This window comes from Dactylosporangium thailandense, assembly GCF_059739745.1.
The window spans coordinates 12033933-12056198 of the sequence record NZ_AP029195.1; the positions used below are offsets into that span (position 1 = coordinate 12033933).

Here is a 22266-nt window from a genome sequence, read left to right on the forward strand (position 1 = left end):
CCTACCGTAGCCCGCATGCTCGCCGTACAGTTCGCGCAGTTCGGACCGCCCGAGGTCCTCCAGCTCGCCGAGGCCCCCGACCCGCACCCCGGCCCGGGGGAGGTGCGCATCCGGGTCCGCGCCGCGGGCGTCTCACCTGTCGACGTCGCGCTGCGGGCCGGCACGTCCCCGTCCGCGGCCCGGCTGCCGCGCCCGCACATCCCCGGCGTCGACGCGGCCGGCGTGATCGACGAGCTCGGCCCCGGCGTCACCGGATGGGCGCCCGGCGACGAGGTCTTCGGCATCGTGCCGCTCGCGACCCTGGGCGGGGCCACGGCCCAGCTCGCCGTTCTGCGCCACTGGGCTCGCCGGCCCCCGCGACTGCCGTGGGCCGAGGCGGGCGCGGCCGCGACGAGCCTGGAGACGGCCACGCGCGCCCTCGACCGGCTCGCGCTCGAGCCCGGCATGCGCCTGCTCGTCACCGGCGCGGCGGGCGGGGTGGGGAGCATCGCCGTCCAGCTCGCGGTGTTGCGGGGCATCCGGGTGTACGGCACCGGCAGCAGCGACGCCGCCGACTTCGTGGCCGCCCTGGGCGCCGAGCCCCTGGGCCGGGAGATCGCCGGCCGGTTCGACCGCGCCCTGGACACGGCCGGGGGCGGGCTGCTCCCGGCGCTGATCGAGGCCACCGGGGACGCGGCCCGCGTGCTGAGCATCGCCGACTTCGCCGCGCCCGGGCTCGGCGCCGCCCTGTCCATGGGCGAGCCGGCGGGGGAGCCCGGCGGCCACCACGGACTCGCGGAGGCGGCCCGGATTCGGGTGCCGCTGCAGGCCACGTACCCGATGTCCGACCCGCCCGCGGCGCACCGCGCCTTCGAGACCACCTCCCGCCGCGGCAAGCTCGCCTACGAGATCGGCACCTAGTGCAGTTCGAGGGCCGAGGCGAGCAGGCTCCGGGTGTACTCGTGGGCCGGCTCCTCGTACACCTGCTCGGCCGGGCCCTGCTCGACGATCCGCCCGCGGTACATGACGGCGACGCGATCGGCGAGCTGGCGGACCACGCCGAGGTCGTGGGAGATGAACAGCATCGTCAGGCCCAGTTCGGCGCGCAGGTCCGCGAGCAGCGCGAGAATCTGGGCCTGCACCGACACGTCCAGCGCCGACACCGCCTCGTCGCACACCAGCAGCCGCGGCCGCAACGCCAGCGCCCGGGCGATCGCCACGCGCTGGCACTGGCCGCCGGACAGCTCCGCCGGGCGTCGGGCGGCGAGGGCGGGGTCGACGCCCACCTGCTCCAGGCGCTTCGCGACGTCGGCCGCCACCGATGCGGGCCGGGCGCGCAGGCCCTCGGCGACGATGTCACCGACGCGCATCCGCGGGTTGAGGGAGGAGCGGGGGTCCTGGAACACCATCTGGACGTCGCGGCGCAGACCGCGCGGCCAGCCGCGGGTGACGTTCGTGCCGTCGAAGACGATCCGGCCGCGGCGCGCGCGTTCGAGACCGACGATCGTGCGGGCCAGGGTGGACTTGCCGGAGCCGGACTCGCCGACGAGCCCGACGGTCTCGCCGGCGGCGACGGTGAGGTCGACGCCGGCCACCGCCTGGATCTCGGGGCGGCGCAGCCCGCGACCGCCGGGCGCCCGGAATGTGGTCCAGACCTCTTCGACCGACAGCAGGGTCATGACAGCTCCTCGGCGAAGTGACAGGCGGCGAGCCGGCCCGGCGCGACCTCTCGCAGCGCCGGCGCCTCGGTGCGGCAGCGGTCCGCGGCGAGCGGGCAGCGCGGGTGGAAGCGGCACCCCGGCGGCAGGGCGGCCAGGTTCGGCGGGTTGCCCGGGATCGGCGCCACCGCGGCGGTGCGGGTGTGCACCGCCGGCACCGAGCGGACCAGCGCCGCGGTGTACGGGTGCCGGGGCGCGTCGAGCAGGTCCCGGGTGGCGCCGCGCTCCACGACCCGGCCGGCGTACATCACGGCCACGTGCTGGGTCGCGTGCGCCATGACCCGCAGGTCGTGGCTGATCAGCAGGACCGACACGCCGTCCTCGGCCTGGATCTTCGCCAGCAGCCCGAGGATGCGGGCCTGCACCGACACGTCCAGCGCGGTCGTCGGCTCGTCGGCCAGGATCAGGCGCGGCCGCCCGGCGAGCGCCATCGCGATCACGGCCCGCTGGCGCAGCCCGCCCGACAGCTGATGCGGATACGCGCGGGCCCGCTGGGCCGGGTCCGGCACGCCGACCCGCTCGAGCAACTCCACCGCGAGCCGGCCGGCGGCCGCCCGGGACAGGCCCTCGCGCCGGCGGGCCACCTCGCTGACCTGCCGGCCGACCGGCTGCACCGGGTTGAGCGCAGACAGCGGGTCCTGGAAGACCATCGCGATGTCGCTGCCGCGCAGCGCCCGGCGCCGCGGCTCGGGCAGGCCGACCAGGTCGGTGCCGGCGAACTCGATGGCGCCGGAGGTCACGGACAGGCCGCTCGGCAGCAGGCCCAGCACGGCCGTGGCGGTCATGGTCTTGCCGCTGCCGGACTCCCCGACGACGCCGAGCGTCTGCCCGGCGGGCACCTCGAAGCCGACCCCGTCGAGGATCCGCAGCGGTTCGGCGCCGGGCCGCTCGGCCTGGACGACGAGGTCGCGCACGGTGAGCAGGGCCTCCATCAGTACCCGCCGATCCGGGGCCAGCCGACCTCGACGCCGGCGCGCACGAGGGAGGCGCGGAAGTCCCGGAACCGGCGCGGGTCGGCGCGCACCTGCCGGGGCGCCAGCCGGTGCTCCAGGCAGTACGCGGCGAGCGAGCCGGCGACCTCGCCGATGTTCCACTCGGTCGGGTGCATGCGGTAGCAGCCGTTGGTGATGTGGGTGGTGCCGATGTTCTTCGCCGCCGGCAGCAGGTTGTCGACCCGCACCGGCAGCAGCGCGCCGAGCGGCAGGTGATACGGGGTCGCGCCGATGTCGATGTACGTCTCCAGCCCGGTCGAGGGGTGCAGGTCGATGCGGTAGGCGCCGACGCCGACGCTGTCCGGATACACCACCGAGCCGCGCTCGCCGCGGACCTCGAGCGACAGATCCTGCTCGACGACCGTGTACTCGGCCTCGATCCGGCGCGACTCGCGGATGTACGGCGCCTTGGCGAAGCCGTCGCCGGTGCCCATGACGTCGCCCCGCAGCCGCAGGCCCGGCCACCCGGTGCCGCCGTCGGGCCGCGGCGCCTCGGTCTGCAGCCAGAAGAGCATGCTGAGGCTCAGCTGCCGGGACGAGGCGAGATGCTTGGCCTTCTCCTCCTCGCTGACGCCGATCAGCGGCCCGAGGAAGTAGTCGATCATCGGCCAGTTGACCAGGGTGACGTCGCTGCCGGCGAACCCGTCGGTGAACATGCGCCGCGAGACGATCCGGCGGAAGACCCACAGCTCGCTGTCGCCGGCGCTGCGGCTCTGGTCGGCCACGATGTCGCCGTCCGGACCGGCGTTCGGCACGAACGAGCGCGCGTACGGCTGCAGCGTGCGCGGATCCGGCGCGGTGAGCGACACCAGCGGGCCGCCCCAGAACTCCGGGCTGAACGAGCGCCAGAAGTGGTACTCGGCGGGCTTGTCGATGGTGTGGTCCTCGCCGGCGCGGTGGTCCAGGGCGAAGCACCAGCTGAAGGCCTGCATGTTGTCCGGCTGCGCCTCGGCCGGGGCGTGTGGCTCGCCGGTCCGCTCGCGCGACTCGAAGCCGGTGACGTGCTCGGTGCCGGTCAGCGGCAACAGGTCGCCGAGCTCGGTGGCGTCGATGACGTACGGCGCCGCGAGCTCGATCCGGTTGCCGTCGGCGTCCTCGACGACCACGGCCCGCACCCGGTCCCCGGCGACGTCGGCGGCGACGGGGCGGTGCCGGTACAGCACCCGCAACCGGCCCGCGGCGGTCCACGGGGCGAGCATGGACTCGATGACCGCCGCGGCGACCCGCGGTTCGTGGCACAGCGGGCTGACGGTGCCCTCGCCCGGGTTGAGGTGCAGCGCGGTGCGGCCGCGCTCGCTCAGTGGGTACCAGCGCCGGTAGTGCCCGCGAATGGCCTCGCGCAGGGCGCGGTAGGAGGCGGTGCAGCCGAACTGCTCGATCCACGGGTGCTCGTCGGGCGGCACGGCCTGGGCGGTGAGCTGCCCGCCCAGCCAGTCGGTCTCCTCGGTGACCAGCACCGTGCGGCCGCGGCGCAGGGCGGCCAGCGCGGCGGCCACCCCGCCGAGTCCGCCGCCGACGACGAGGACGTCCACGCTCATGACCCCTCCTGGAAGTACGGTGCGTCGCCGCTTTCGATCAGGGGGATCAGGCTGAGCAGGGCCCCCCAGGAATGGAACGGTTCGCTGTTGGCCTTGTCGCAGCCCTCGCCGCTGGCGGCGGAGTAGTTCTCGTGCACGTGCCGGGCCTCGCGCCATTCCCGCATCGCCACGTCCGCGCTGCGCTCGGCGAGCCAGCGCCGCTCCTCGGCCAGGCCGGCGCGGCGCAGGCCCAGGTAGACGAGGAAGTTCATCGGCGGCCAGACCCGGCCCTTCCAGTAGTAGCTGCGGGAGGCCGACTCGGCGTCGGTGCGCGGCGTGGACGGGATGGCCCACCGGCCGCCGAAGTACCGCTCGTCGCGCAGGTACCGCCCGACGGTGCGGGCGGCCCGTCCGCCGGCGCCGATCCCGGCGAGCAGCGGGTAGAAGCTCATCGGGGAGATGTCGCGCGTGTACGCGCCGGTGTCGGTGCGCCGGCTGCGGTAGGAGTCCGTGTCCTCCTGCCACAGCGTCCGCTCGACGCCGGCCGCCACCGCGGCGCCGCGCTCGCGCAGTTCGTCGCGTTCGGCGGCGTGGCCGAGGATCGCGGCGATGTCCGCCAGGGCCTCGCAGTCCATCGCGTACTCGCTGTTGAGGCCGATGTCGTGGGCGCGCAGCAGGCCGGCCCGGGGGTCGTACGGGATGTCGGCGAAGATCGGATGGTCGTCGCAGCCGCTTTCGCAGGTGGCCCCGAAGTGCTGGTTGATCCGCGGGACGTCCTGCGGCGACGGCCACTGCGGCTCGAACGCGGTCGAGCCCAGGCAGAGCAGATCGCCGTCCCGGCGTACCCGCCACCACCAGCGGTTCCAGCTGAGCAGGCCGGGGAAGACCTCCTCGAGGAACCAGCGTTCGCCGAAGCGGCGGTACAGCTGCAGGGCCACCATCGCGCCGACCGGCGGCTGCGAACCGTCGTACGTGCGCCGGCCGGTGCCCTGCTCGACGTTGGGCACGAACCCGTCCGGGGTGAGCGCGCGGGTCATCTCCACCGCGTTGGCGTAGGCGAGATCGGCGCTGAACAGCCCGGCGAGCAGCGCGTTGAAGTAGTTGTCCCAGCAGAACAGCGCGTACCCGCCGCGCTTGCCGACGTTCCACAGCCGGCTCACGGTGGTCACCACGCGCCGGCCCGCCGGCTCGTACACGGTGTTCCAGGCGATCGCGTCGCGGATCAGGTCCCGGTGCTCCGCGTCGGTGCCGGCCGGCGCGGGCCGCAGCCGTTCGCGGCCGGCGGCGACGGCCGCCTCGATCCCGGCGAGGTCCCGGGCGGTGCCGGTGCTCACCCCGACCGGCCCGTCCAGGCGCGCCGCGAGGTACGGCCCGGTCAGGTCGGCGTACGGGTCGTCGACCGGCGCGGCGGTCGTGTGCACGGCCAGCGGCTCGTCCCGGCCGGGCAGCGACGCCTCGAGGACCTCCCCGGCGCGGCGGACCGAGCCGGGGAGATTCCACAGTGGACCGGCCGACACCGTCAGCGTCGCCGGCTGGGCCTGGTTCGCCCGCGGGGTCACCAGGATCACCAGGTCCGCTCCGGCGTGCGCGGTCTCCACGTCCAGCTCGATGCCGCGCCAGCGCACGGTGAGCGCGGTGTAGGAGCCGTCGACGGCGTGCGGGCCGAGCCTCACCTCCTCGGCGTCCTCGTCACGGCGGCCGATCTGCACCTGGTGCAGGGCGTTGCCGCGGTAGTACTCCTTGATGCCCAGCGCGACCGCGAGCCCTTCGGGCAGGAGCACCTGGGTGAGCAGGCTGCGGGTGTCGAAGGTGTTCCAGCCGCGGGCCAGGCGGGCTTGGACCTCGTCGTAGGCGGTCACGTGGCGCTGACCGTCGCCGCGGAGAAGTCCGGGTAGCCGCTGGCGTCGCGGGTGAACCCGTCCAGCCGCTTGTTCCACACGTACGCGATCTGGACCGTCATCGGGTACATGCCCACGGCGTCATCCCAGATGATCTTGCTCGCGGCGGCGTAGTCGGCCGCACGGGCGTTCTCGTCGGTGGTGGTGCCGGCCGCGGTGAGCTGCTTGTCCAGCTCGGCGTTGCAGTAGCCGGTGCGCTTGGCCGCGCACGGGTAGAGCCGGCCGAGGTTGGCCGAGGCGTCGAACCCCGCGGTGCCCAGCTGCTGGAAGTTGACATCCCAGTCCATGGCCAGCAGGTCCTTGATGAACACCGCCTGCTCCTTCTCCTGCAGGTCGATCTTCACCCCGATCTTCGCCAGGTCCGACACGACCGCCTGGTTGAAGGCGCGGAACTCGGCGTTGGCGAACTGCAGCCGCAGCGGCTTGCCGAAGTCGAAGCCGGCCGCGCTCAGCTCGGCCTTGGCGGCCGCCGGGTCGTACGTCTTGGGCTGCTGCGGGCTGTAGCCGAACACCGTCGGCGCGACCGGGGCCACCGCGAGCGCGCCGGTCTCCGGATACAGGCCGGCGATGATGGTCTTGAAGTCGACGGCCTTCCACAGCGCGTTGCGGACCGCCGGGGAGGCCAGCGCCGGGATGGAGGAGTTGAACCACATCGTGAACACCTGGTGGCTCGGCACCGACTCGTGCTTGAGTCCGGCGTCGGCCTTGAGGGTCTTGAGCTGGTCGTCGGGCACGCCCCAGATGAGGTCGACCTCGCCGGTGCGCAGCGCCGTCAGCCGGGCGGAGAGGTCCGGGATGGTGCGCACGGTCACGGTCTCGATCTTCGGCTTGCCGCCCCAGTACTTGTCGTTGGCGGTGAGCACGAGGCGCTCTCCGGGGGCGAACGACTTGACCATGTACGGCCCGGAGCCGACCGGCTTCTTGAAGAAGTCCGCGCCGATGGTCTTGGGCAGGACGAAGAAGATCGCGAGCTTGCTGGGCAGGGCCGCGTCGGGCTTGGCCGCGGTGATGACCACGGTGTCCTTGTCCGGGGCCGCGATCTTGGCGCCGGTGAAGTTGCTCTTGTTGGGGCTGTCCCCGGCGAGCAGCCGCTGGAACGACGCGACCACGTCCTCGGACGTCAGCGGGGTGCCGTCGGAGAACTGCAGCCCGCTGCGCAGGTTGAAGGTCCAGGCCGTGGCGGTGGCGTCCGGGGTCCACTTGGTGGCCAGGTCGGCGACGATCTTGCCCTTGGCGTCGGGGCGGGTGAGCCGGCCGTAGATGGACTGGCCGGTGAACTCCTTGCCGGCCGAGCCGCCCGCCGCGGAGTGCGGGTCGAGCGAGTCGACCGGGTAGGTGCCGCTGACCACGATCGAGTCCCGCTGGGCGCTGTCGCCGCCACCGCTGGTCGTGCTGCAGGCGGCGAGGGCCGAGAGGGCAAGGACGGCGGCCAGGGCGGCAGTCAGGGCGGGTCTTATCAGGGCTTTCGGGTTGGCGTGCATGATCTGACTCCTGTCGGCGGGGGTTTACGACGTACGGGAGCGGCTGTTGCGCCCGAGCCGCGCGGACAGCTGGTCGCCCAGCAGGCCGACGCTGACCACGAGCAGGAACAGCGCGAATCCGGGGAATGCGGAGATCCACCAGGCGGTGGCGAGGTACTCCTTGCCGTTGGCGACGGTCTGCCCCCACGACGGCGTGCTCGGCGGCAGCCCGATGCCCAGGAAGCTCAGGCCGGCCTCGGCGAGCACGACGAGTGCGAACTCCAGCGTCGCCATCACCACGATCGGCGGCAGGACGAACGGCAGCACGTGCCGCACCAGGATGACCAGGCGGGGCACGCCCATGAGGCGGGCCGCGCTGACCCATTCCCGTTCCTTGATGCTGAGCGTGACGTTGCGGGCCACCCGGGCGAACGGCGTCCAGGCGGTGATGGACAGCGACAGGATGACCGTGGGCAGGCCGCGGGCGAACAGGCCGGCGACCACGATCGCGAGCAGCACGCCGGGGAAGGTGAGCAGCACGTCGATCACGCGGGACATCACCACGTCGAACCAGCCGCCGGTGAGCCCCGCGAGGGCGCCGACCGTCATGCCGACCAGCGCGGAGAGGGTCACCGCGACGGTGGCGATGAGCAGCGACGTGCGGGCGCCGTACACGATCTGGGCGGCGACGTCGCGGCCGAGCCCGTCGGTGCCGAGCCAGGCCGTGCCGTTCGCGGTGGCCGAGCCCGGCGCTCGCAGCCGGTCGCCCACCGGTGTGGCGACGTGGTCGTAGCCGAGCAGCAGCGGGCCGAGCACGGCCACGAGCACGTAGCCGGCGACGATCCCGAGCGGGATCCACAGGGCGGTGCGCCGTGGCCGGCCGCGCCGCAGCCGGACCAGGCCGATCGCTTCACTCATGGCGCCACTCATGCGTTCCCCAACCGGATACGTGGATCGAGGCGGGCGTTGAGCAGGTCGGCGACCAGGTTCAGCAGCACGATGATCCCGGCGATGGTCAGCGCCGCGGCCTGCACCACCGCGTAGTCGCGGCCGGCGACCGCGGAGACGATCAGCGAGCCGAGGCCGGGCCAGGCGAACACGTTCTCCACCACCACCGCGCCGCCGATGAGCGCGCCGAACTGCAGGGTGACCACGGTCAGTACCGGGATCAGCGAGTTGCGCAGCGCGTGGCCGAGCAGCACCTGCCGGTCGGTGAGCCCCTTGGCGCGGGCGGTGCCGGCGTAGGGCTCGTCGAGCTCCTCCACGACGCTGCTGCGGGTCAGCCGGGCCACGATGGCGGTGAACGGCAGCGACAGGGTCACGGCCGGCAGCACCATGTGCGCCGGGGTGCCGACACCGGAGCTGGGCAGCAGCCGCAGCACCAGCGAGAAGGTCAGGATCAGCATGATGCCGACCCAGAACGTCGGGAACGCCTGCAGGCCGATGGTCAGCGTGGAGGTGATGCGGTCCAGCGCCCCGCCGCGGCGGTAGCCGGCGAGCAGGCCCAGGGCCAGCCCGGCGCACACCGCGATCACCGCGGCGGTGGCGGCCAGCTCGATGCTCGCCGGCAGCCGGTTGAGCACCGCCTCCATGGCCGGCATGTCCAGCCGGTACGACTCGCCGAAGTCCAGCCGGACGACGTCGAGCAGGTAGGTCAGGTACTGCTCGGGCAGGGACCGGTCCAGGCCGAGCCGCCCGGTCAGCTCGGCCACCGCGTCCGGATCGGCGTCCGGGCCGAGCAGTACCACCGCCGGGCCGCCCGGGGCCAGCCGGATCACCACGAAGATGAGGCTCGCGGCACCCCACATGACGACCAGCGCGCTGGCGAGGCGCCGTATCACCATCATGGCCATCGCCGGGTCACCTCCCTGTGTCGAGCTTGTCGATGAGCATGCGCACGGCGGCACGGCCGAGCGCCTCGCCGCCGCGGCCGCGGCCGGGGATGCAGGCGGCGGGCCGCTCGGCGCCGGCGGCGGCCAGCACGCGCGGCGGGCCGAGGAACACGAACGGGAACCGGTCGGCGATCAGCCGTGCCAGCTCGCGCCGGTCCGCGTCCGCGCCGAGCAGCAGGCCGCCGTCGGCCAGGCCGAGGCGGGTGACACTGGGGCCGGGGAACAGCACCAGGTCGTGGCCCGTCGCGGCGGCCTCCGCCTCGATCCCGGCCAGCACGGCGCCGAAGGGGCCGAGTCCGCCCGGCCCGAGCGGGGCGAACGTGGCCACGCCGAGCAGCCGGTTGCTTCCCCCGGCCAGGCTGCGGGCCGCCGGGTCGGCCCGGTAGTCCAGGTCCCGGGCGGCGCGCAGCACCCGCTCCCGCAGCCGCGGGCCGATCGCGACGTCCCGCCCGGACAGCACCAGCGACACCGTCGTCTGGGACACCCCGAGCCGCCGGGCGATGTCGACCTGCCGGACCCGGCCCCTCATCGCGACCACCTCGCTCAGCCCTGCCGCACGAAGCGCACGGCGTCGGCGATGACGACACCGTCGGCGGCGTCGGACAGCTCGACGGAACCGTCGATGCCGCCGGCGAAGCGGAACACGCCCAGCGACGTCCACTCCCCGCCGCGCGGGTCCGGCGCCCCGGCGAGCTTCTGGTTGACCGGCGCCGTGGTGTCGCCGTCGGCGTGGTGCACCACGTACGGGGCGTTGGTGGCCCGGTTCGACGCGGCGGTGTACGACACCCGCACCTCGTAGCGGTCCTCGGCCGGCAGGGCCGGGCGCCAGCGCACCACGGCGCCGCCGGTGCCGGCCGCGTGCGAGGCGTAGTTGCTGCCGTAGTACCCGGCGACGCCGGTGCCGGCCGACCAGGTGCCGGCGACCACCGTGTAGCCCTGCTCGCCGTTGTCGACGGTGACGCTCTCGCGCACGTCGGCCGGGGCCGGCGCCTCGATCACGCTCAGCTCGTCGAGCGAGATGAGCGTGCCGCCGCCCCGGCCGGGGCCGGCGAGGGTGAAGCGCACCCGGTGCCGGCCCGGGTTGAGCCGCATCCGGTCCAGGCGCACCACGTCGTAGCCGTCGCTGCTCTCCGCCGTCGTGTCCAGCGTGGAGACCCGTGGAGCCCGCCCGTCGACGCTGACGGTGACGGTGCCGCCCGCGACCGGCCGGTAGTAGCGCAGCCACAGCTCGAAGTCCCCGCCGCGCGGCACCTCGATCGGATATTCGATGGAGTCCCCGGCCGCGGCCGGCGTGTACAGGGCGCGGGCGCCGCCGCGGGCGGTGGGCTCGCGCACCACGGCGACGGTGCCGCCGCGGAGGGTCGCGTGGGGGGCGGTGCGGCCCAGGTCGTAGGTGTGCTCGGTGAGCCGCGGGCCGCCGGCGAGGCTGTCGCGGCCCTGGGTGAGCCACGGCAGGTTGAACCGGGCCACGGCGACCCGGCGGGGGAAGCTGGCGATGTCGCCGTCGCAGCCGTAGACCAGCACGATGGTGCCGTCGCGGAGCCGGGCGAGGTCGGAGTAGTACGAACGACCGGGGTTGACGATGCGGCTGTACCGGTAGCTGACGCCTTCGTCGTAGCTGACCGACACGGTCATGTTCCACCGCATCGGCGCGTCGGGCCGGCTGAACAGCATCCGGTCGACGTCGCGGCTGCGCGGGCCGCCGGTGTAGCGCACCACGCTCGCGTCGACGGCGTTGAACACCCCGGTCGCGCCGTCGAGCTTCGGCGCCGACCAGGTCAGGCCGCGGTCCTCGCTGACGGCGGTGATGCGTTGCCGGTTGCCGCCCGAGGCCGCCCGGCCGTTGATGACGACCGCGCCGTCGCGCCGCTGCACGATGCGGGCCTCGTTGATCGGATAGCCGGTGGAGACGGGGATCTCGCCGGTGGCCTTCCAGGTGCGCCCGTGGTCGTCGCTATAGATGCCGGCCACGCCGTAGAAGCGCTGCTCGACGGTGTTGCCGACGATCACGCGGCGGTGCGCCACGTTGAGCAGCAGCCGGCCGCTGTCCAGCTGGATGCCGTGGCCGGGGCCGGGGCTGTGCAGCGCCCACGTGTAGGGGAACGCGTCGAAGAGACCGGCGAGGTGGCGGGGCTCGCCCCACGTCCGGCCGCCGTCGCGGCTGGAGACCACGTACATCTCGGCGCTGTCGCCGGAGCAGGTGGTGTTCTCCGGCAGTCGCAGCGACAGGTTGTAGAACAGGAACACCTCGCCGGTGACGCGGTCGGCGAGCAGGGCCGGGTTGCCCCAGGACTGCCCGTCGGCGGACGCGACGACGGTCTGGGTGGGGCCCCAGGTGTCGCCGCCGTCGGTGCTGCGGCGCATCAGCAGGTCGCGGGGACCGGCGTCGCAGACCTCGTGCCGGCCCTCGGTCGCCACCAGGATCGTGTCGTCCGGCAGCACCACGAGGCCGTGTACGTGGTAGTTCTCCAGCGGGTCCACCGTGGAGTCCCACAGCGTGGTCTCGTCGAAGAAGGGTTCGTCCGGGTGGTGGCGCCCGCCCTGCGGTGCGGCGAACGCGCCGGTCCCGCCGATGACGGTGGCGGCGGTGGCGGCCAGCCCGAGCGTGAACGTCCGTCGGCCGATCGTGGTCATGCGGGTGCTCCCATCAGGCGGTGGGGTCGAGAAGGTGCGGGCGCAGCGGGAGGACCGCGTCAACCAGGGCGCGGGTCTCCTGCGGGGTGCAGGGGGTCAGCGGCGGTGCGACGTACGGCGGGCACAACGCCCAGCGGTGCAGCAGCGCCTTGACCGCCGGGACGCCGGGGCGGACCTGGTGCAGACGGGTGAGGCTGGTGGTCAGCTCCTGCAACCGGTCCAGTTCGGCGAGGTCGCCGGCCTCGTGGGCGGCGACCATGCCCACGGCCAGGCCGGGGGCGAGGTTGGCGGTGCCGGGCACGATGCCGCCGGCGCCGGCCCGCAGCGCCGCCGCGAGGCCGCGCTCGTCGCCCTGGCTGACGGTGAAGCCGGGTCGGCGCCGGGCCGCGGCGACGAGGTACCGCAGCAGCGCCGGGTCGCCGGAGGAGTCCTTGACCCCGACGACGTGCGGCAGCGTGACGAGGCCGTCGATGCTGGCCTCGGTGAGCGGGGTGGCGTACCGCGGGGCGTTGTAGGCCACGACCGGCAGCCCGTGCCCGGCGAGGGCCGCGTAGTGGGCGACGACCTCGTCCGTGCGGTGGCGGAAGTACGTCGGCGGGCTGAGCACCAGCGCGTCGGCGCCGCGGCCGTTGACGTCCTCGGCGCGCCGGCGAACCTCGTCGGTGCCGGCGGCGGTGACGTTGACCAGCACGACGGCGTCGTCGACCAGGTCACGCCAGCGCTCGGCGACGCCGGCGACGAAGCCGGGAACCCGGTCGGCGCGCACCAGCGGCCCCTCGCCGTTGCTGCCGAGCAGCATCAGCCGGCGTACTCCGGCACCGGCCATCGCCCGCAGCAGCGGCGCGGCGGCCTCCGCGGAGGGCTCACCGGGGCGTGCCATCGGCGTGACCAGTGGCACCACCAGGCCACCGAGCAGGTGCTTCACGAACCCTCCAGCCGTTAACACCGCCGTAACGCGGTGTCCTCACACCTTCGGTGCAGGAGCGGATGGAGATCAACGCCGGTTCGCTACACGATCATGAACCGCCACTTAACAATCGACAGGCGTGCCCGCCAGGGCCGCGAACTGCCGCATCTGGGGGCTGCGGTCGTCGGCCCGCCACAGCAGCACCCGGTCCACCGGCGGCAGGTCCGGCACCGCGATCGTGGTCACCCGGTCGTCCAGGCCGTACGCCCGGAACGCCCCGACGGTCAGGTGGACGGCGCGCCCGGTGGCCACGAGCCGGACGGTGTCGTGCAGGCTGCGAGAGGTGACGGCACGCCGCAGGGCACGCCCGCCCGGCGTGGTGGCGGGCACGATCGCGCGCAGCAGTGCCGGGTGGATGGCCTCGCCGGTGTGCGTCAGCGGCCAGTCCGGCACCTGCTCGATGCTGATCTCACCGGCGGTGACCAGCGGATGGTCGGCCGCGACGGCCAGCACGTGGGGCTGGCTGTCCAGGATGGCCCCGACCACGAGGCCGGCCGGGGCCTCCACCGGCCGCCAGCTGACCAGCATGTCGATGTCACCCTGCGTGAGTGGCCCATAGGGGTCCTTCAGCGGCACCTCGATGAGGCTGACGGCGCACTCCGGGTGCTCGTCCTCGAAGCGCCCGGCGACGGCGGCGAACGTGCCACCGGCGGTCATGCTGTGGTAGCCGATACGCAGCTCCCCGCGCAGCGCGGCGGCCTGCTGACGGGCGTTGGCGATCGCGGCCAACAGCTGCGCGTACGCCGGCTCGAGCTGCTCGCGCAGCTGCCGGCCGAGCGGGGTGAGCGTGACCCGGCGGCTGGTGCGCTCGAGCAGTTGCCCGCCGATGCGCCGCTCCAGGGTGCGGATCGTCTGACTGACGTGGGAGGTGGTCACGCGCAGCCGCTGCGCGGCCCGCCCGAAGTGCAACTCCGAGGCGACCGCGAGGAACGCCTCGATCTCGCGCATCTCCACCAGCGCCAAGGTACCGCCTGGCCCGGCCGTCCACGCTGGTGACCGGGCCTGGCGTGCGTTCTAGGAGATCTTGCGGCGGAAGGTGACCATGGCGAAGGCGTACGCGACGACGAGGATGCCGGCGCACCAGGCGAGCGCCAGCCAGATGCCGGTGCCGATGGGCTGTTCGGTGAACAGGTCGCGGATCGCGTCGACGATCAGCGTCACCGGCTGGTGCTCGGCGAAGGCGCGCACCGGGCCGGGCATGGTGGCGGTCGGCACGAAGGCCGAGCTGATGAACGGCAGGAAGATGAGCGGGTAGGAGAACGCGCTCGCGCCGTCCACGGACTTCGCGGTGAGGCCGGGGATGACGGCGATCCACGTCAGGGCGAGGGTGAACAGGACCAGGATGCCGGCGACGGCCAGCCAGGCCGCCAATCCCGCCGAGGAGCGGAAGCCCATGAGGAGGGCGACGAGCAGCACGGCCACGACCGAGATGAGGTTGGCCACCAGCGAGGTCAGCACGTGCGCCCACAGCACCGACGAGCGGGCGATCGGCATGGACTGGAACCGCTCGAAGATGCCGCTCCTCATGTCGAGGAAGAGCCGGAACGCGGTGTACGAGATGCCCGAGGCGACCGTGATGAGCAGGATGCCGGGCAGCAGATAGTCCACATAGGACTTCGAGCCGGAGTTGATCGCGCCGCCGAACACGTAGACGAACAGCAGCATGAACGCGATCGGCATGATCGTGGTGGTGATGATGGTGTCCAGGCTGCGCGTGATGTGGCGCAGGGAGCGTCTGGTGAGCACGGCGGTGTCGCCGAAGAAGTGGCTGGTCATCGGGGGTTCCCTACCTGTCCGTGCCGGCGCCGACGACGGCGAGGAAGACGTCTTCGAGGGTGGGCTGCTTCTCGACGTACTCGACCTTGGCCGGCGGGAGGAGCCGCTTGAGCTCGTCGAGGGTGCCGTCGACGATGATGCGGCCCTCGTGGAGGATCGCGATCCGGTCGGCGAGCTGTTCGGCCTCCTCGAGGTACTGGGTGGTGAGCAGCACCGTCGTGCCCCGGCCTGCGAGCTCCTTGACCGACTGCCACACCTCGATGCGGCCCTGCGGGTCGAGCCCGGTCGTCGGCTCGTCGAGGAAGATGACCGGCGGATTCCCGACCAGGCTCATCGCGATGTCGAGGCGTCGCCGCATGCCGCCCGAGTAGGTCGACACCTTCCGCGCGGCCGCGTCGGTCAGCGAGAACCGTGCGAGCAGGTCGTCGGCGATCCGGCCCGGCTTCTTGAGGTGCCGCAGCTGGGCGACGAGGACGAGGTTCTCGCGGCCGGTGAGGATCTCGTCGACGGCGGCGAACTGTCCGGTGAGGCTGATGGACTCGCGCACGTCCGCCGGCTGCCTGCCGACGTCGAACCCGTTGACGCGGGCGGTGCCGGCGTCGGCCTTGAGCAGCGTGGACAGGATCTTCACGACCGTGGTCTTCCCGGCCCCGTTCGAGCCGAGCAGGGCGAAGATGCCGCCCTTGGCCACCTCGAAGTCCACACCGTGCAGCACCCGCACGGTGCCGTACGCCTTCTGCAGGCCTTGCACCTGAATCATGTCGTGGCTTCCCTTCGGGGGGTGGAGACGCGGCGGACGAAGACGTTGCCGTAGTTGGCGTGCAGGTGGAGCTCGACCGTGCGGTCGCTCCCGGCGGCCTCCGGGTCGGGGGTGAGCTCGTTGCGGACCCGGCCGTTGGCCGAGCTGGCGTCGATCCAGGCCGCGATGCCGGTCGGGACGCCGACGTCGATGTCGGCGTAGCCGTTGTCGAGCCGGATCGTGCCGCCGCCGACCTCCCGGATGCGGATGGGTCCGTGGGCACTGCGCGCGGTCACGTCGCCGAGGGCCCGGTCGATGGTGAGCGTCCCGGACGTGGCGACCTCCACGTTGCCGGCGGTGGTACCCAGCTCGATGCCTCCGTGCGAGGCGCGCAGCCGGGCATCGCCGTGCACCTCGGCGATGCGCACCGTGCCGTGGCCGATGGTGACGTCGAGCCGGCCGGTCACCTCGGCGATGGCGCTGCTGCCGTACGGCGCTTCGAGGACGAGATCGGCGACGGTGTCCGCGGTGAGGCCGCCGTACTTCGCCACGATTCGGGCGTCCCCGAGCACGCCACGGGTCAGCACCGAGCCGTACGTGTTCTCGATGGTGACCCGCGACCCGGTCGGAATCTCGCAGCGGATGTCGACCGAGTCGCCCTTGCTGAACAGGTTGAGCCGGCGCGGGACCTTGACCCGCACCCGGCCGTTGTCGAACGTGACCGTGGCGTCGCGGGCGAGCGACTCGTCGCCGCCGCGGCCGGCTCTGCTCGGCACGATCTCGACGACGGCGTCGGGCCGGTCCGAGGCGACGATGTCGACGAACGCGACACCGGCGGTGACGTCCAGGTCGATCGGACCGGACACGTCGTAACTGGGCATGGTTGGCCTCCACATGGGCATGCCGGATCGGTCCCGCCATGCGACGGGACTGCGCAACTGTTTGTGTGGCTAGCTCTTGCTTTTGGCTGGACTCAGCTCTTGCTTTTCGGCGGGAGTCAGCTCTTGCTTTTTGGCGGGAGTCAGCTCTTGCTTTTGGCGGGAGTCAGCGGGCCCAGCCGGTGAAGCGTTCGCCGTTGCCGGTCTTGCGCGTGGCGGCGGGACGGGCGGAGGGCTCCAGGGCGGCGGCGATCGCGCGGACGAACCACGAGTTCACCGACACCCCCTCCTCGGACGCGGCCTGCTCGACCCGCGCCTTGAGCCGGTCGGGCAGCCGCAGCGTGGTCCGAGAGGTCACCGTGTCGTCGAGCGGCTCGGCCGGCGCCGCCATGTCGGGCGCGTCCGTCTGCGCCGTTGCGGGACGAGTCACCACCAGGTGCGGATCACGCCCTCGCAGCATGACGTCGACCGACCCGGGCGCGATCTGCTGCGTGATCTCGCCGGCCACGTCGCTCAGGACTCCCAGCAGCATCAGGCGCACCGCGGCGTCGAGGGCGGCGTTGAGCTGCTCGGCAACGGCTCGGGCGGTTTCGTCCCCGTGCTCGGCGGCCGCGGCGAGCTGCGTCTGGAGTTCGGAGACGTACCGGTCGAGGTCCATGACACCAAGTTAGCACCCACGTGGTGTCAGTACAAGTCGGAGTGACACCATGCGACACCATCGCGCCGCCACGAGTGGTGTCACCGGCTCCTGACGCCTTCGTAACCCAGGCTCCGCGGTGGGGTCAGCGGGAGCCGACCTTCGGCGCAGCGCGGCCGTCACCGCGCCGGGGCCGCCCGGAAAGAACCCGGCCCCCACGGGATAGCCCCGCCGCCCGCCGCCCGCCGTCCGCCGCGCGCCCGCACCCGGGGCAGCCTGCCTTCCCGTCCTGCGGGCAGATCATCGCCGCCGGGCGGGGGACGATGTCCGGCACCGACCGCGGCGATCCGGCCCGCGGAGCTACGGGGACTCCCGGCGGCCTGGCTTGCCGCGGAGTGCTCACCGGGCGTTTCAGCTCGCCGAGGTGTGAGCCGGTTCGAGTCCGGTAGCCCGGTGTTCCCTGTTCCACACGTACGGGCCTTGGTCGGGCCAGTGAGTAGGTCAGCCGGCCCGTGCGGCGGGGAAGGCTCGCAGCCCGGCCGAGATCACGATGCCCCCGGCAACGGCCAGTTCGCCGGCCGATCCGCTCGCGGTGATCCAGACCGGCAGCGGCGGCGCCGCGACGCGCCCGGACGGCCGGTCCACCCGTGCTCCACCTCCCCGCAGATGCGGCTGCGCGCCGCGATGGCCAGCTCTTTCGGCCACGACCAACCCTTCCATGCCGGTCGTAGCCGAAGGAAATGCCGGTTTCGCATCACCGTGTTGCGCGGCCCGTATTACGCGGGCACGGCCGGTCGCAGCGATACTCGAGGCATGCCCGATCCTCCGTCGTCGATGCCGCCCACCGCCGAGGCGATCGAGCTCAAGCACTTGCGCGCGTTCGTCGCTGTGGCCACAGGGCTCAATCACGATGCTCCACCTGCGCGGGTGGCTACATCTCCGGCTCCGCCTTCGGCTACCGCCCGCTGGCCGGCGCTTTGGCCGCCGCGAACGGTGTCCCCGTGGCTGCTGCCGGACTCCCTGCCGCGCTGGACGATGCCTTCCGCGCCTACCGATGGCTGCTCGAGCGGGGCGCCGAACCGGGCGAACTGGTCATCAGCGGCGACTCCGCCGGCGGGCGCTTGATACGGTCGGTGACGGTGATTGACCTCGATGCGGAACCGCGCGGTGCGACGCGGCGGTCCCGTCGGCCCTGGCGGCGGTTCAGCCTGCTCCTCGTCGGGGTGCTGGGGCTGGCCGGTGGCGCGCGGCCGGGAATGTCGCTGGACCCGGCGGTGGTACTGCGCGGCGACGGGGTGAGCGCGGTCGACAGTGACGGGTCCACGATGTACGTGCTGTCGAGGGCCTCCGTGGCGGCGTACCGGATGCCGGACGGTGCCCGGCGGTGGGCGGTGCCGGTCGCGGCCGGTACGCAACTGCTGGCCGTGGACGAGGCGCGGGTGGTCGTGGGGGTCCAGGACGTCACGAGCTTGGCGGCGTCGATGCTGGTCGGGCTTGATGCCGCCACCGGCGCGCCGGTGTGGCGGACCACCGGCTACGTACCGGTGGGGCACGGCTGTGCGTGCGGGGTGGTAGTCGCCGAGATGTATCCGCCGGGCGGCGACCCGGAGCAGGAACGGCAGCGGTTGACCCCCTATTTGGCCGGCATCGACGTGCGCACCGGCGCCGTGCGCTGGTCGCTCGTCACGCCGCCGGGCGGCCGGCGGCGAGTCCCGTCCGGACCCGGCGAGCGGGTCCGGATCGCGGTGCTCGACACCGATGGCACGCTGCGGCTGCACAGCGCCGAGACGGCCGAGGTCGTACGGACGGTCCACCTGGAGGATCCCGGGCAGGTCGACGCGTTCGCCATCTCCGGCGACCGGCTGCTGGTCTACCGCTCCGGGCTGGGAACCATCCTCGGCACCACCGCGTTCGACCTGGCTACCGGTCGGCGGCTGTGGCAACGCACGGCCGAGCCCGACGGTGAGAGCCTCTGGTGGTGCGGGCGGGCGATCTGCGCCCGTGCGACCGACGGGGCGAACGACGGGCCGACCGTGGTGCTGGACCCGGACACCGGACGTGAGCGATGGCGCGTGGGCGAGCGGACGGATCTGGGCGGCCTCACCGATCGGTACACGCTGGCCACGCCGTCCCCGCCGGACGGCCATCACCTCGTGCTCGACGCGGCCACCGGCCGGGTCGTCCGCCGCATCGACGGCTGGGAGCCGGTCGGCGACCTGGCGGGAACCCGGTTGCTGGTCGCGGGCCGCAGCGCCGCCGGCGGCTCGCTGATCGCACGCCTCGATATCGAGACCGGCGCGGTGACGGTGCTCGCGCGGGCGCCGCGCTGGTCCGCTCCGCCGGAGTGCCTCACCATGGAAGCGCTGTTGGCGTGCAAGCTGGACCAGGACCGCATTGCAGTCTGGCGGCGGGCGGCCGCGCCCGCCGGGCGGGGCAAGAGTTAGACCCCCTGAACGGGCGAGAGGCCGCTTCCGGCGATCGGAAACGGCCTTTGACCTGCGGTGGGCGATACTGGGATCGAACCAGTGACCTCTTCGGTGTGAACGAAGCGCGCTCCCGCTGCGCCAATCGCCCCTGCCGCAGAACTGTACATCACCAAGGGGCGCCGCTGCATCCCGGTACCGCCCGTGTCGGTAGGGTGGGTGTCCTATGGCCCTGTATGCGCTGCTCATCCTGCCCTCCGCCAATCGTGTCTACGCCGACGCGTCCGTTGAGCTCACCTGTGCCGAGCTGCGGGCGTTCGACCGGGGGGTGCTCGGCAACCGGCTCGGTGAGGTGGGGCCGCGCGTCGTCGGCGGGGTGCCGTACGTGACGTTCGAGGTTGACGAGCTCACCGAGCGCGACGTCGCGGTGCTCGGGAATCTCTCGTCCGGGTATGCGCTGTTCGAGGTCGTCGGGGAGCTGCTGCGGCCGATGCCGACCGGGTCGCTCGATCGGTTCGACGACGATCTCATCACCATCCAGAAGTACCAGGGCAAGACGAACGAGCAGTTCACGAAGCTGCTGCTCAACGTCACCCTGCTCGCGTCCGACCACGCTTCGGAGCTGCTCACGAGGCGGTTTCGCGTGCTCGACCCGCTCTGTGGGCGTGGGACGACGCTCAACCAGGCGCTCATGTACGGGTTCGACGCCGCCGGTGTGGATCGGGACCAGAAGGACTTCGAGGCGTACGCCACCTTCATCCAGACCTGGCTCAAGCGGAAGCGGATCAAGCACAAGGCCGAGTTCGGGCCGGTGCGGCGGGAGCGGCAGGTGGTCGCGAAGCGGCTGCGCATCGAGCTCGCCGCCGACAAGGACGACTACAAGTCCAAGGCTACCCAGCTGCTCGACGTCGTGAACGTGGACACCCTGCGGTCGCGGGAGTTCTTCAAGGACGGCTCGTTCGACCTCGTCGTCACCGACGCGCCCTACGGAGTTCAGCACGGCAGCCGCACGGCCGGCAAGGGGCTCACGCGCAGCCCGGAGGACCTGCTCGCGGAGGCGGCGCCGGTGTGGGCGCGGCTGCTGCGGCCGGGCGGGGCGATGGGCATCGCGTGGAACACGTTCGTGGCCAAACGCGAGCTCGCGGCCGGCCTGCTGGAGGAGGCGGGGCTCGAGGTCGTCGACGACGAGCCCTACCAATCGTTCCGCCACCGCGTCGACCAGGCGATCATGCGCGACGTCCTGGTCGCGAGGAAGCCCGCCTAAAACACGGTCGGGTCGGGGTGGAAGGCGATTCCCCGCAGTGTCCACCGTGGACCGTGCGCGGCCAGCCGGGCCCGGAACCCGGACCAGTCCCGCGCGGCCTGCGGCGACCAGGCCACCTCGGCGATCGCCGGCAGGCGCGGGAACGTGAGCAGGTCGATGTCGGCCGCGGTCGCGACCGACTCGGTCCACAGTGGAGCCTCGATCCCGGCGATGTCGCAGGGGCCCGGCAGCAGCGTGTCCGGGTCCCAGTCGTAGGCGGTGCGCGTGGTGATGTACCCGGCCCAGTCGTGGCCGATCGGGGTCTCCGCGGTGTAGCGCATGTCGAGGTACACCCGATCCGCGGGCGACAACAGGATCCGGTCGCCCTGGGCGAGCGCGGCCAGGAGGTCCTCGTCGGGCTCGGGTTTGGCGCCCCAGTACTGCGCGATGCGCCCCGGCTCCCGCGCCGCCGGACCGATCTGGTGCCACGCGACGACCGTCTTGCCCAGCGCCGTCACCATCGGCTGCACGCGCGCCATGAAGGTCCGGTAGTCCTCGGCGGACGTGCTCTGCGCCTCGTCGCCGCCGATGTGCAGCCACGGCCCGGGCGTGAGCGCCGCGACCTCGGCGAGCACGTCACGCACGAACGCGTACGTCACCTCGCGGCCGACCGCGAGCGTGCTGAAGCCGACGTCGACGCCGGTGTACGCCGCCGGGGCCACCCCGTCGTCGTTGAGCTCCGCATAGGCGTGCAGGGCCGCGTTCGTGTGTCCGGGCAGGTCGATCTCGGGCACGACGGTCACGTGCCGGGCCGCCGCGTGCGCGACGATCCGCGCGTAGTCGGCCTGGCTGAACCACCCGCCGCCCGCGCCGCCGACCTGCGTCGCGCCGCCCACCCGGGCCAGCTCCGGCCACGACTCGATCGCGATCCGCCAGCCCTGGTCGTCGCTGAGGTGCAGGTGCAGGACATTGATTTTGTACCGCGAAAGCTCGTCGATGAACCGCAGGACGACCTCGACGCCGAAGAAATGCCGCGCCACGTCCAGCATCGCCCCGCGGTAGGCGAACCGCGGCTCGTCGGCGATCCGTCCACCCGGGACGGTCCACGGTCCATCCTGGACGGTCGCGGCGTCCACGGTGGACGGCAGCAGCTGCAGCAGCGTCTGCACGCCGTAGAACAGCCCCGCCTCCCTGCGGGCCCGAACGACGACCCCGTCCGCCTCGACGACGAGCTCGTAGCCCTCGTCCGAGCCGTGCTCGACCAGCCGCAGCTCGATCGCGGGACGCGGATGGGCGGCCTCGACGGGCAACGCGAACCCGGTGGCCGGCCGGAGTGCCTCGGCGAGGTACGCCCCGGCGGAGGCGGAGTCCGAGCGGATCGCCGCGTCGGCTCGCAGCTCGAAGGTGGCGTTCGACGGCTCGACGAGGGCCGGGACGGGTACGACCGTGATGTCGTTCATGTCCCGATCATCGCAGGAAAGCGAAGGCCGGGCCGGCCCGTGGGCCGCGGGGG

Annotated in this window: 20 protein-coding genes and 1 tRNA gene; 3 read left to right on the plus strand and 18 right to left on the minus strand. The window is 73.0% G+C overall.

Translation table 11 applies throughout. The annotated features are described in order from the left end of the window. The first annotated feature begins 15 nt into the window (after positions 1 to 15). A complete protein-coding gene (locus AC6JBM_RS54260) occupies positions 16 to 900 on the plus strand; it encodes an NADP-dependent oxidoreductase (protein WP_497981271.1) in 885 nt (294 codons plus the stop codon). Here the strand turns inward: AC6JBM_RS54260 and AC6JBM_RS54265 are convergent. From AC6JBM_RS54265 to AC6JBM_RS54340, 16 genes are all read right to left on the minus strand, one after another. Beyond that, entirely contained in the window at positions 897 to 1658 is a 762-nt protein-coding gene (locus AC6JBM_RS54265) for an ATP-binding cassette domain-containing protein (protein WP_497981272.1), read from the minus strand. The two genes, AC6JBM_RS54260 and AC6JBM_RS54265, sit on opposite strands and share 4 nt — an antisense overlap. Continuing rightward, positions 1655 to 2629: an ABC transporter ATP-binding protein gene (locus tag AC6JBM_RS54270; protein WP_497981273.1), complete on the minus strand. Its 975-nt coding sequence runs from the start codon at positions 2627 to 2629 to the stop codon at positions 1655 to 1657. The genes AC6JBM_RS54265 and AC6JBM_RS54270 overlap by 4 nt, the downstream gene beginning before the upstream one ends. Next, positions 2629 to 4227 carry an FAD-dependent oxidoreductase gene (locus AC6JBM_RS54275; protein WP_497981274.1) on the minus strand — a complete coding sequence of 533 codons (1599 nt, stop codon included), beginning with the start codon at positions 4225 to 4227 and terminating at the stop codon, positions 2629 to 2631. The genes AC6JBM_RS54270 and AC6JBM_RS54275 overlap by 1 nt, the downstream gene beginning before the upstream one ends. Continuing rightward, positions 4224 to 6065 carry an MGH1-like glycoside hydrolase domain-containing protein gene (locus AC6JBM_RS54280; protein ID WP_497981275.1) on the minus strand — a complete coding sequence of 614 codons (1842 nt, stop codon included), beginning with the start codon at positions 6063 to 6065 and terminating at the stop codon, positions 4224 to 4226. The genes AC6JBM_RS54275 and AC6JBM_RS54280 overlap by 4 nt, the downstream gene beginning before the upstream one ends. Continuing rightward, entirely contained in the window at positions 6062 to 7453 is a 1392-nt protein-coding gene (locus AC6JBM_RS54285; RefSeq protein ID WP_497981276.1) for an ABC transporter substrate-binding protein, read from the minus strand. The genes AC6JBM_RS54280 and AC6JBM_RS54285 overlap by 4 nt, the downstream gene beginning before the upstream one ends. Positions 7454 to 7609: 156 nt before the next feature. Beyond that, positions 7610 to 8482, minus strand: coding sequence for an ABC transporter permease (locus AC6JBM_RS54290; RefSeq protein WP_497981277.1), 873 nt, complete (start codon positions 8480 to 8482; stop codon positions 7610 to 7612). A gap of 8 nt (positions 8483 to 8490) precedes the next feature. Continuing rightward, the gene (locus tag AC6JBM_RS54295) at positions 8491 to 9417 is read right to left on the minus strand and encodes an ABC transporter permease (RefSeq protein ID WP_497981278.1); all 927 of its coding nucleotides are present in this window, start codon (positions 9415 to 9417) and stop codon (positions 8491 to 8493) included. A 7-nt stretch (positions 9418 to 9424) separates the two neighbouring features. Beyond that, complete coding sequence (locus AC6JBM_RS54300) at positions 9425 to 9985, minus strand: LacI family DNA-binding transcriptional regulator (RefSeq protein ID WP_497981279.1); 561 nt, start codon at positions 9983 to 9985, stop codon at positions 9425 to 9427. 14 nt (positions 9986 to 9999) lie between these two features. Beyond that, positions 10000 to 12090 carry a golvesin C-terminal-like domain-containing protein gene (locus tag AC6JBM_RS54305; protein WP_497981280.1) on the minus strand — a complete coding sequence of 697 codons (2091 nt, stop codon included), beginning with the start codon at positions 12088 to 12090 and terminating at the stop codon, positions 10000 to 10002. 13 nt (positions 12091 to 12103) lie between these two features. Beyond that, on the minus strand, positions 12104 to 13015 hold the full coding sequence (locus tag AC6JBM_RS54310; RefSeq protein WP_497981281.1) for a dihydrodipicolinate synthase family protein: 912 nt from the start codon (positions 13013 to 13015) through the stop codon (positions 12104 to 12106). Between the two features lie 105 nt (positions 13016 to 13120). Continuing rightward, the gene (locus AC6JBM_RS54315; protein ID WP_497986739.1) at positions 13121 to 14005 is read right to left on the minus strand and encodes a LysR family transcriptional regulator; all 885 of its coding nucleotides are present in this window, start codon (positions 14003 to 14005) and stop codon (positions 13121 to 13123) included. Positions 14006 to 14071: 66 nt separating this feature from the next. Continuing rightward, positions 14072 to 14833 carry an ABC transporter permease gene (locus AC6JBM_RS54320; RefSeq protein WP_497981282.1) on the minus strand — a complete coding sequence of 254 codons (762 nt, stop codon included), beginning with the start codon at positions 14831 to 14833 and terminating at the stop codon, positions 14072 to 14074. Positions 14834 to 14843: 10 nt separating this feature from the next. Further along, positions 14844 to 15593, minus strand: a complete 750-nt coding sequence (locus AC6JBM_RS54325) for an ABC transporter ATP-binding protein (RefSeq protein ID WP_497981283.1) — start codon at positions 15591 to 15593, stop codon at positions 14844 to 14846. Beyond that, entirely contained in the window at positions 15590 to 16453 is an 864-nt protein-coding gene (locus tag AC6JBM_RS54330) for a DUF4097 family beta strand repeat-containing protein (RefSeq protein ID WP_497981284.1), read from the minus strand. The genes AC6JBM_RS54325 and AC6JBM_RS54330 overlap by 4 nt, the downstream gene beginning before the upstream one ends. Positions 16454 to 16616: 163 nt before the next feature. Further along, positions 16617 to 17108 carry a hypothetical protein gene (locus AC6JBM_RS54335; RefSeq protein ID WP_497981285.1) on the minus strand — a complete coding sequence of 164 codons (492 nt, stop codon included), beginning with the start codon at positions 17106 to 17108 and terminating at the stop codon, positions 16617 to 16619. A gap of 480 nt (positions 17109 to 17588) precedes the next feature. After that, complete coding sequence (locus AC6JBM_RS54340) at positions 17589 to 17732, minus strand: hypothetical protein (protein WP_497981286.1); 144 nt, start codon at positions 17730 to 17732, stop codon at positions 17589 to 17591. 95 nt (positions 17733 to 17827) lie between these two features. On the opposite strand from AC6JBM_RS54340, the gene AC6JBM_RS54345 reads away from it, so the two are divergent. After that, complete coding sequence (locus AC6JBM_RS54345) at positions 17828 to 19531, plus strand: outer membrane protein assembly factor BamB family protein (RefSeq protein ID WP_497981287.1); 1704 nt, start codon at positions 17828 to 17830, stop codon at positions 19529 to 19531. A gap of 58 nt (positions 19532 to 19589) precedes the next feature. Here the strand turns inward: AC6JBM_RS54345 and AC6JBM_RS54350 are convergent. Beyond that, positions 19590 to 19661 (minus strand) — tRNA-Val (locus tag AC6JBM_RS54350). Between the two features lie 75 nt (positions 19662 to 19736). On the opposite strand from AC6JBM_RS54350, the gene AC6JBM_RS54355 reads away from it, so the two are divergent. After that, positions 19737 to 20774 (plus strand): TRM11 family SAM-dependent methyltransferase, encoded by a 1038-nt coding sequence (locus AC6JBM_RS54355; protein ID WP_497981288.1) that lies wholly within the window; start codon positions 19737 to 19739, stop codon positions 20772 to 20774. Here AC6JBM_RS54355 and AC6JBM_RS54360 read toward each other — a convergent pair. Next, positions 20771 to 22213: a beta-N-acetylhexosaminidase gene (locus AC6JBM_RS54360; protein ID WP_497981289.1), complete on the minus strand. Its 1443-nt coding sequence runs from the start codon at positions 22211 to 22213 to the stop codon at positions 20771 to 20773. The genes AC6JBM_RS54355 and AC6JBM_RS54360 overlap by 4 nt on opposite strands. Between the last annotated feature and the right edge of the window lie 53 nt (positions 22214 to 22266).